We start from the raw sequence: 9,232 nt of genomic DNA, 5'->3' as shown, positions 1-9,232 counted from the left end.
AGCATTCTTTGCGGAACTGGCCCGCGAGCGTCTTTCAAGGTAGTTCAGTCAACAATACTGTAGGATTGAACGTCCCGTTTTCCGCATTGGACACAGTGCATCAGTGGGATCACATCCTTAATCCGTGTCGTTCCATCCAGCAGGACAAGAAGCTGTGCGCCGGGAACGCGCGATACGTTTTTACAGGAGCATGTGACCTCAAGGCCCCGGTGTTTCAGAGTTTCGATGCGAACCCCGTCAATTTTTTCCAGCGAATGCACCATATCAGCCCCCATCAGAAATCCGGCAAATCGTATATGGCAATCAGGAACAGCCATGTCGAGAGCGGCGCACCCATGGGGCGCTTCCGCGCGAATAGCGCCGGTCCGGGCGGATTGCGGCGCAGTCGTGATCTGTCCGGACAATTTCCGTTGATTATTTAACCGCCCCCAACTGACTGGGAGCGGCTTCATTATTTTGTGGATGTATTCCCGCCGTCACTGACTTTAAAAGTAAGCACCAAGGGAAGGCCCTCTACCGTTCCGTGATCTGACCTGCGACATATGCCCGTGAGCTGACACAATGTCAGTGTAGTGAAGGAACGCGGCATGAACAAAAGGCTCGGCAAGGAATCACCAAAACACAGCGACGACTTCCGACGCCGACTTGTCGCCGAGAGCCTTTTGGCTGGTGTGACGGTTCCGCAGGTCGCAAAGCGCCACGGTGTCCCAAGCAGTCAGATATACAAATGGCGTGGCGATGATCGCTACGCACCATCCTCGTCTACAGCTGAAGGTTTCACAGGAATCGCTATTTCCGATGCTGCGCCAGCAATCACGCTAACCGACAGCATTAACATCACATTGGAGAATGGCCGCGCCCTGTCATTCAATGGCTGTACAAATACTGCGTTCATTCTTGAGCTGGCACGGGGCTTGGCCAGATGATCCCGTTTCTCGCGGAGACTAAGATCTGGCTGGCTGCGGGCGTGACGGACATGCGGCGTGGATTTAATGGCCTGGCCGCGCAAACGGAACAAGTCCTGAAGGAAGATCCCTATTGCGGTCATCTGTTTTTGTTTAGAGGTCGCCGTGGTGATCAAATCAAAGTTATTTGGTGGGACGGCCAAGGCGCATGCCTCTTCACCAAGCGGTTAGAACGAGGGCGGTTCGTGTGGCCATCATCGAGCGATGGAAAAATCAATTTATCACGGGCTGAGTTCTCAATGCTCATGGAGGGAATTGATTGGCGTATCACCAAGAAAACATGGCGACCTACAGTAGCAGGATAGTCATGTTTTACGAGGAATATAACGATTTTGAGGTTTCATTTGTGGCGTTGATTTGCTATGCAATGGCATGACAGACATACCCTCAAATCTTGCTGATCTACCCGCTGAAGCGCATGCATATATTGCCTCGCTGACTGCGAGTTTTGATAAAGAGCGAAAGCAGCTTGAAGCAGGAATCCAGGGCCGCGACACAATCATCGACGACCTGCGCATGCAGATTGATGGTCACAAAAAACACCGCTTTGGTTCAAAGTCCGAAACGGCCGATCAGCTTTCTCTGGAACTCATTCTCGAAGAATTAGAGATCAAGCGTGCCGCAGAGGATGGCGATAGCAATTCAGAAGATGAGGTTGTTAAACCTCCACGCACACCACGGACGCGCAAGCCTTTTCCTAAAGACCTCAAGCGAACAGAGCAACGGATCACGCCTGGTGAACAGTGCGCCGATTGTGGTGGTGCGTTCCGTGAACTGGGTGCCGATGTAACGGAAGAGCTTGAATATGTGCCGGGTCATTACGTCGTCAAAGACATAATCCGACCACGCATGGCATGCACATGTTGTGAACAAGTCGTGCAGGCCGAGATGCCGTCACGCGTTATACCCAAGTGCTTTGTTGGCCCAGCTCTGATGGCACATATCCTTGTCAGCAAATACGGATATCATCTGCCGCTTTATCGCCAAAGCCAGATGTTCGCCAATCAAGGCATCGAGCTCAGCGCCTCACTTCTGTCCCAATGGGTTGGAAAGTGTTGTCCGCTGCTGGAACGCCTTTCTAACGCAATTCGTGACCATGTGTTCGCAGGCAAAGCGATCTTCATGGACGATACTACGGTCAAGCTACTACAGAAGGGCAAGGGACGCGGCCAAAACAAACCCAAGACCGCACGCCTTTGGGTCTACGCCAGAGATGAAGAGCCATGGGGAAGTTCAGAACCACCCGCCGTTTGGTATCAATTCTCGATATCTCGTGGTGCAGAACATCCAAGCAAACATCTTAAGGACCGCAAATGCTTTGCCCATGCGGACGCCTATGCTGGATATAATGATGCCTATAGCACAGGGCGCATTAAAGAGATGGCCTGCATGGTTCACGTCAGGCGTGAGTTTGTGAAGGTCTTTGACAGCTACAAGCTGCCCATGGCAGCTGAGGCTGTAACACGGATCAAAGAGCTGTATCGGATTGAGGGTCTGGCCCGACACAAAACACCAGAAGAACGGGTCGCGTTACGTCAAGAATTCGCCAAGCCTGTGTTTGATGAGTTGGAAGTCTGGCTGAGAGAGCGATTGGGTCGGGTTTCCGGTAAGTCGCCAATGGCCAAGGCTATTCGATATGCGCTTAAACGTCTGCCAAAGGCACGGCCCTATCTGGAGCATGGCTTTTTGGAGCTTGATAACAACACAGCGGAGCGGGCGGTTCGGCCTGTGACATTGGGCCGTAAAAATTATCTATTCATGGGATCGGAGGCTGGTGGTGATGCTGCGGCTGTCGCCTATTCCCTGATTGAAACGGCCAAGATGAACGGAGTTAATCCGGAAGCATGGCTTGCATGGGTGTTGGAACGCATTCAAGATCACCCTGCCACCCGTATGGAGGAGTTGCTTCCATGGGCGTATCAGGCCAAGATCGAGCAAGATAAGGCGCAAGCTGCACCCGCTTGAGGTGGTAGCGTTGGTGTTTACCTTTAAAAGGCCCTACCTGCGCCCCTGGCTGTGCTTTCATTCTGATTTCTTGCAGGATCTCGTTCTGCCTTTGCTCTGAAACACCCCGTTCAGTCCAGATGCTGCGTAACTCTTTCTCTGCGTCTGACATCAATAACACCCTGCAAGTTGTTCGATTGTTGGCGCGAACCCATATTTCCGCTGAAAATAGTCGTCGTCACGCTTGTGATGATGCGCCAGATCTTCAGGTGTCGCGGGCTGAAGGTTCTTTTCGTACACCGGAAACCAGGGGGTGTCTGTGCCCTCATAGTGGTAACGGGGGGCTTGCGGCCCCTCGTCATCTCGCGTTTTTGGCATCAAAGCACAGTGCAAAATCACTTTCACACCCCAGCATAGCCCAAAATCGTTTGTATAGATCACGTAGTCACCCGGCTGGAATTTATGCTGATCTGTCTTCGCGCATACATAAGAAAATTCGCTCATGCCGCTGCCTCCTTTTCCCCGGCTGTAGCAGCTTCCATCAAATAATCTGCTGCGCGCTGGCCTGCCGCTGCCGCCCGGACAATCGCCCGCTTATCGTTCCTGAGAACTTCCAGCCAGGAAGCAATATAAGCCGCGCTGTCCTCGATGTGTCCCGGCTCAAAGCCAAGCTGTGCGCCCAAAAATGCTGCACCAATTTCGGCACATAATTCTTCCTGCGAGTAGGCTGCATTTCCGAACTTTGAACCGGCCTTTTCCTTGCTCCGATCGCATCTTTTTACGTGGCCTGTCGCGTGGCACAATTCATGATAAAGCGTTGAATAAAATCGCTCAGCGCTTTGAAAGTGCTCAATCTTTGGCATTTGCACCTGATCAAACTTCGGGCTGTAGAATGCTTTATAACCGCCTTCCGCATATGCAACGCCCATGCCCTCAATCATGTTGGCCGCAATGTGTGATAGCTCTTCCACGGGCCGGGTTCTGAATGTTTCGGTTTCCTCCGGCGTTGAGAACTGATCACCCAGGCCGTCAATCTGTTCAACATTAAAAACCCGGTATGACTTCAGGTAGCCGCGTGTTTTCTTTTTGCTGTCTTCGCTTTCCGCTGCGTCGTTCGCGGTTTCATAAGTACCATACTTAACCACCAGGGAAGACTTTTCACCTTTGCGCACCATGCCGCCAAGGTCTTTCGCCTGCTTAAACGTCATCCAAACAGGATTACGAAAGCCACTTACAGACGCTTTCAGGCCAAGCAACAAGTTATTGATACCCCGATAAGCTTCGCCGTTTGAACGGGTCGGAACGCCCGCCACGCCAGAAACCCATGGGCATTCCCACGGCTTCACGCCTTTTTCCAGTGCTGCAATGATCTGCGCGGTTACTTCTTCGTAAACATCGAATTTAACTTTCGCCATTTTGCTTTCCTCCGGGTGTCCCACGTCTGCGGTGGGGGTAAATGGAACTGGTTTTGAGGGAAGGGCTTCAGCCCGCCTCCTGAAAACCTGAATGCGATGAAAGAAGGGGTCGGTGAATTTGGAGGGAAAAACCGACGGGACCGTGGAATACCGGATCAAAACGCAGTTTTGTGAGGATATGCCGCGAAAGCCCGTCTGTTTTTATCGGAAAAGAGGGCCGGAACAGGCCCTTATATAGCCCTGCAAGGGGCTTCGTGAGCGGGCGTTTGGCTCTGCCAAATCCCCCGAACGTCCTGACCACCCGCCCATATCGATCATCAATGTAATCACAAATACCCCTCGCCCATCCGGCCCGGCAGTTTTCCATCCTGAGGGTAGATCGAGTTTACGAGGGCGACCGAAGGGCTTGCAGGCACAAAAGCGAAGACACCATACATCGAAGCGGCTGCCTGTGGGAAACTGCCGGGCCACGACCCAACGGGGCGTTCTGCCGGGCGGGGTGATCCGGAACAGAGCAAAAAGACAGACGGCTTTCACCGCCTGCCCTTCCGGGAATTTCTGATTGGTTACTCTGTAACGGGATCGTCATCTCCCTGGCTGGGTTCAAAGAGGATAATCTCACCGTTCACTGGCATCGAGAAGAGCTGGATCTTTGTGACCACCTTTGAGTCATCTTTTCCGGGGAATGCGACGCCTACTTTGTGGAAGCGGGTTTTTCCATCGGTGCCTTCGACTGGTGTGACTGCGTTGAAGTATTTGGTCATGTTCTTTCTCCTTTGTTTTGATGCTATCGGCTGAGGCAGGGCGAACACCGGGTCAAAGATAAATTTGTCTTTCGCGAGGAATGGCCCCGCAGGGGACAGGGGAAATTTGTCATTGAAGCCGCGCAGCGGCGGTCCCGGTGGGCGACCTGCCGTAGATTGCATCTTCCAAAACAAGGGAGAAAGAACTGACCAGATCTGCGCTGACATAACTGTATGCCGGTGGAAAAACCCGCTTCCACATTAGCGCTGAACTATCTGGAAAGATCAAAGGTGGCCGTAAAGATCCGTCTCAAGCACCGACATTGAAGTTCTGATGCAACCCTGAACCCAGCCAGGGGGATGATGATCCTGCGCAGGTCGATCTGCATTCTGATGTGCGGTGAAAGCCGTCTGTCTTTGCCGTGACGTGTAGGATCACCCCGCCCGGCACCGGGGCATATAATGCCAGCCCCGCAGGGGTTGGCGCTATTCAAAGCAAACGATAAGTGGCTACCCCTGAGGGTAGCCACTGTGAGTTTCAACTCATCGCACTGACGGCCTCATCAATAGCCTCCGTCCGTTCTTCCCACAGGATACAGTAAGGCTTGTTCAGCTCCGGCATTTTGGCGATTTCTGCGCATTTCAGTTTGAACCTGAAGAACTCATCGTTGTCAGTAATTCCGACTTCGTGTGCGGCATCATATATCAGTTCATTCAGGTCACAAACGTATACTTCGTAGATCTGGCTAACCTTCAGGTTTCCACTGAGGCGTTTGAAGGCGCTGACTGCATTGCGCATCCGGGTACGTTCTTTCACCAGATCCCAGTATTCCTGCTGACCTGTGTGCAGTATTTGTGTTGTCTCAATGGCCTGAGTGTTGATCGTGTTCATGGCATTTCCTTTCGTGACATGCTGATTTTGGTTGATGTCCGAGCACCCCGCTTAAAAACGAAGCCGGGTCAGGGATGCCGAAGGCACCAGCTTGCTGGGCGAAATAATTTACGCAGGAAATTATTTCGATCCTTGAGGCGGTTTTGTTTTGGAGCCAATCCGGAGGATATCATTCCAAATATCAGCAGAGCATTTACGGTCAGCCGCCGGAGACGAGCGACCGGATGCTAAGGTGATGGGAGACGGGATGAAGCGGAGGAAGCCTGATCCTTCAGGCTGACAAAGTGCAATCCCGGATCGCGTCACCTTAGCATCCGTATTCGCGCGGCCTCGGCGGTGGGTCTCATACGCAACGCGGCGTGTCTGCGCCACGGGCCAGAGGCGCGTTCTTCCAACAGCCCGGAACTCACGACACCGGAATGTGCCATTCACCGTCCGCCTTTCATGCCCGTCAGCATCGGCTGGCGGGCCTTCCGATCAGCTATGCTGGTCGGTGCTTCGTGCAGAACCCGCCATGCGGGTTCTACAATCCATACTGTTGAGCGGTTCCAATTTAAAGGCGACCTTGATTTCGGGCGCTTATTGTTCTACATTTGTTCCACATCAAATCTGGAGAATGACTATGGAAGCTGCCGCTCAGTCACATCCGGAACATCGCACCGCACCCTATGGCGGGCCTGATCCGGTACATCTGTTACCAACTGCAAAACAAATGGCATTCGCGCGAAAGATAGCTACGTCCCGCGCCTTAGTATTGCCTTGGGATGTCCAGCAATCACGTGCTGACCTATCACGGTGGATTGATCAGAACCTGAACAAACCAGTCGCAGGCACTGTTGCATCTGATGAACCTACGTCGAAGCAGGTAGCCTTTGCAGAACGCATTGCCACAATAAAGAAGACGCGCGTTCCCAGAGAATGCTTTAAGAGTCGTCAGCTTATGAGCCGCTGGATTGATACGAACAAGCGTCACTAAAGCAACGCCCTTCAGGGCTTCATAGCGAATAGCGCCAGTCTGATTTCATTTCGGCGTAGTCGGGATGGGATCAGACACCATATAAATCAGCAATTACAGCCCCATTCTATAGGGCTGCAATCTGGGTTTGGCTTGTATCAATGGCACCAGTAGCGACGGCAATACTTTCGACCGCAAACCGTGATACGCGCTTCATAGTCTATTGGCACTGTTTCCAGGACCAGTTCACCATCGTGGCCAACTGCGTATATATCGCAAGATATGTCATCATTTCCGAACCACACCACCTGAAAACACCATGGCCCTACGCCCCCTTCCCGGCTCTGAAAGTATCCTTCAAAGTTCCGGCACTCCCAACTCCCGGCCCACCAGATCGCGCCGGGTATATGTTTGTGATCGAGGGGGAACATTTCTACTTGTCCCATCATCCCGGCTTCCTGAATGTGCAATACCCGGTCGGAATATTGGTTCCGCTGCTGGCAAAGCTGCCAACGGGTAAATCCGTCCATCTGCCTATGGTGTTTCCGTGATCGTAATGCGCTGTTGCTGGCAAAATGCACACAAGACGCCCGCCCGGCTTTAAAAATTCTACGGCGTGATCGAGGTGTTTTTTGTAGTGCTGACCACAGAAAGGCGGGTTCATCAGTATTGCGTCAAAACGTGCATCTGGGGCCACCTCAAGGAAATTTGCCACCATGACGTGATGACCTTTGGAACGCGCTTCTGTTGCTCTACCGGCATGGCATTCAACACCCGTGACATTCAATTGATCTGGGAAGCCATAACGATCTTTGGACTTATGCCAGATCGCAAGGGCATCCATCATCTGGCCGTCACCGCAGGAAGGTTCCAGAATACATTCACCACCATGCAGCTCGAGCGCAGTAACGACCTTATCAATCACCTTTTTGGGTGTGGGGTAATATGCAAGATCGGCTGCAACTTCAGTTCCTGGCTTTTTAGCTTCTGCCTCACTGGGGGCGTCGGGCAATACTTCACCATAAAATTCAGCCAGCCCCCGGTTAATGTCCAGCAAGCCCTGCTTGTCGAAGATCAAATGCGCGTTGCCATTCAAAAACCCACGAATAACCCCACCGCAGAATTTTGCTTCTCCATATTTTTCCGCCTCCTCCATCAGATCTGCGAACTCCCCATATTCATAACGGGCTTCGCCGCGATATGTGCGCAAGGCGTTTAATGTGTCTCTGACACGTTCCTTACCCCGTGCGCTCCATCCGAATGCTGACGTTACGATGATGCGCTTCGGCAAACCCTGCACACCAATCTTAACCTTGGAATGGCTTTTATAGGCCGGGTCCAGATCGCAAAAACATTCAGCCAGGCCCTTCAGGACATGGAAACGTGGGGACAGCAGGAAATCACCAAATAGCGCCCGGATGTTTTCAATTGTGAACGGATCCGGGTTTTCAAGTTTGAGGCTGAGATTTGACCTGTCTTTCGCTGACGCAACCGCCTTAATGTTCAATCCATCATAGACGTGTTTCCATGCTGCTTTCAGCAATGCCGCAATCACATCACGCTCATATAAACGTGGCTCTGTAGAGAACACACACCCGCCATATTTACCACCGATTGACCCGGCGGATTTGATCGATGTTTCTGCCCGTTTGTACTCCTCAATCGCTGCCGGGATACCTTCCAGTTTTTGGTTATATTCTTCGACAATTTCCCGCAGACTCCGACGCAATGCCGGAACCTGGTGTTCTGAGTGATCGGATTTGCCAATGCGGGGGAAATCAGAATGCTGGTTCATTGCCCTGCCTCCGCTTCAACAACAGAAAACACGCGGCAGGGCATGAAGAAGTCTACACCACGCCCGCCCCCGCTTTGATTGTGATGGAAAAACCAGAAGCGGCCCGGAAGGCGCTTGCCTTTCTGCTCCACAAGCTGCGCCCATGGAATATCGCTTTCAAGTCCCCCTGAATATAAGACACCACCGAAGCGAATTGCATGATAGCTATGCTCCAGGGCTTTTGTGACCTGCTGACCTGTGCCCGTGTCGTTACAGCACCGCTTAAATGAACCATCTGCGTATTGGACAAAGTCACCGATACGCGGCTTCCCGTTCGACCGCGCAATCCATTCCTCTGTGAGGTTCGCAACAATTTCTGTGTCTTTTTCATCCAGATGGCTGTTGTCCTGTGGGGTATCAACAACATTCAACGCAACCAGGTATTTGTAAATCGCAATCAGACAGCCTTTTTCGCTGCTGTGTGAGAATGGCCCCCGGTAATGGGTTTCGCCGTTCTCAGGATGAAATTCATCCAGTTGATAGC

10 protein-coding genes are annotated in these 9,232 nt (G+C 52.2%); 4 read left to right on the top strand and 6 right to left on the bottom strand.

Annotated elements, in window-relative coordinates; all coding sequences use genetic code 11:
- The 4 genes from ACPGUT_RS15190 to tnpC form a co-directional block, all read left to right on the top strand.
- Positions 1–422, top strand: a 422-nt coding sequence (locus ACPGUT_RS15190) for a hypothetical protein (RefSeq protein WP_423992815.1), incomplete at its 5' end; no start/stop codon positions are given.
- A gap of 165 nt (positions 423–587) precedes the next feature.
- A complete protein-coding gene (locus tag ACPGUT_RS15185; RefSeq protein WP_423992813.1) occupies positions 588–926 on the top strand; it encodes a transposase in 339 nt (112 codons plus the stop codon).
- On the top strand, positions 923–1,270 hold the full coding sequence (gene tnpB, locus ACPGUT_RS15180; RefSeq protein ID WP_423992811.1) for an IS66 family insertion sequence element accessory protein TnpB: 348 nt from the start codon (positions 923–925) through the stop codon (positions 1,268–1,270). Before ACPGUT_RS15185 ends, tnpB begins: the two co-directional genes overlap by 4 nt.
- Positions 1,271–1,337: 67 nt before the next feature.
- Positions 1,338–2,930: an IS66 family transposase gene (tnpC, locus tag ACPGUT_RS15175; protein WP_423992809.1), complete on the top strand. Its 1,593-nt coding sequence runs from the start codon at positions 1,338–1,340 to the stop codon at positions 2,928–2,930.
- A gap of 150 nt (positions 2,931–3,080) precedes the next feature.
- Here tnpC and ACPGUT_RS15170 read toward each other — a convergent pair whose 3' ends face one another.
- From ACPGUT_RS15170 to ACPGUT_RS15145, 6 genes are all read right to left on the bottom strand, one after another.
- The gene (locus ACPGUT_RS15170) at positions 3,081–3,413 is read right to left on the bottom strand and encodes a hypothetical protein (protein WP_423992807.1); all 333 of its coding nucleotides are present in this window, start codon (positions 3,411–3,413) and stop codon (positions 3,081–3,083) included.
- The gene (locus ACPGUT_RS15165; RefSeq protein WP_423992805.1) at positions 3,410–4,324 is read right to left on the bottom strand and encodes an ArdC family protein; all 915 of its coding nucleotides are present in this window, start codon (positions 4,322–4,324) and stop codon (positions 3,410–3,412) included. Before ACPGUT_RS15165 ends, ACPGUT_RS15170 begins: the two co-directional genes overlap by 4 nt.
- A gap of 566 nt (positions 4,325–4,890) precedes the next feature.
- On the bottom strand, positions 4,891–5,295 hold the full coding sequence (locus tag ACPGUT_RS15160; protein WP_423992803.1) for a hypothetical protein: 405 nt from the start codon (positions 5,293–5,295) through the stop codon (positions 4,891–4,893).
- A 310-nt stretch (positions 5,296–5,605) separates the two neighbouring features.
- Positions 5,606–5,959: a hypothetical protein gene (locus tag ACPGUT_RS15155; RefSeq protein ID WP_423992801.1), complete on the bottom strand. Its 354-nt coding sequence runs from the start codon at positions 5,957–5,959 to the stop codon at positions 5,606–5,608.
- A gap of 1,400 nt (positions 5,960–7,359) precedes the next feature.
- Complete coding sequence (locus ACPGUT_RS15150; RefSeq protein ID WP_423992799.1) at positions 7,360–8,709, bottom strand: DUF4942 domain-containing protein; 1,350 nt, start codon at positions 8,707–8,709, stop codon at positions 7,360–7,362.
- A partial coding sequence (locus tag ACPGUT_RS15145) for a hypothetical protein (RefSeq protein ID WP_423992797.1) occupies positions 8,706–9,232 on the bottom strand: 527 nt, incomplete at its 5' end. The genes ACPGUT_RS15150 and ACPGUT_RS15145, both read right to left, overlap by 4 nt.

It is taken from the genome of Halocynthiibacter sp. (assembly GCF_049608145.1).
In the GTDB taxonomy this organism is placed as follows: domain Bacteria; phylum Pseudomonadota; class Alphaproteobacteria; order Rhodobacterales; family Rhodobacteraceae; genus Halocynthiibacter.
The sequence above is the reverse complement of the archived record's forward strand: the minus strand, read 5'-3'. Positions and strand labels throughout refer to the sequence as shown.

Bases quoted from the DNA above. Each gene is read 5' to 3' on its own strand.
- ACPGUT_RS15185 (WP_423992813.1), top strand. From the start codon at position 588: ATGAACAAAAGGCTCGGCAAGGAATCACCAAAACACAGCGACGACTTC.
- tnpB (WP_423992811.1), top strand. From the start codon at position 923: ATGATCCCGTTTCTCGCGGAGACTAAGATCTGGCTGGCTGCGGGCGTG.
- tnpC (WP_423992809.1), top strand. From the start codon at position 1,338: ATGACAGACATACCCTCAAATCTTGCTGATCTACCCGCTGAAGCGCAT.
- ACPGUT_RS15170 (WP_423992807.1), bottom strand. From the start codon at position 3,413: ATGAGCGAATTTTCTTATGTATGCGCGAAGACAGATCAGCATAAATTC.
- ACPGUT_RS15165 (WP_423992805.1), bottom strand. From the start codon at position 4,324: ATGGCGAAAGTTAAATTCGATGTTTACGAAGAAGTAACCGCGCAGATC.
- ACPGUT_RS15160 (WP_423992803.1), bottom strand. From the start codon at position 5,295: ATGTCAGCGCAGATCTGGTCAGTTCTTTCTCCCTTGTTTTGGAAGATG.
- ACPGUT_RS15155 (WP_423992801.1), bottom strand. From the start codon at position 5,959: ATGAACACGATCAACACTCAGGCCATTGAGACAACACAAATACTGCAC.
- ACPGUT_RS15150 (WP_423992799.1), bottom strand. From the start codon at position 8,709: ATGAACCAGCATTCTGATTTCCCCCGCATTGGCAAATCCGATCACTCA.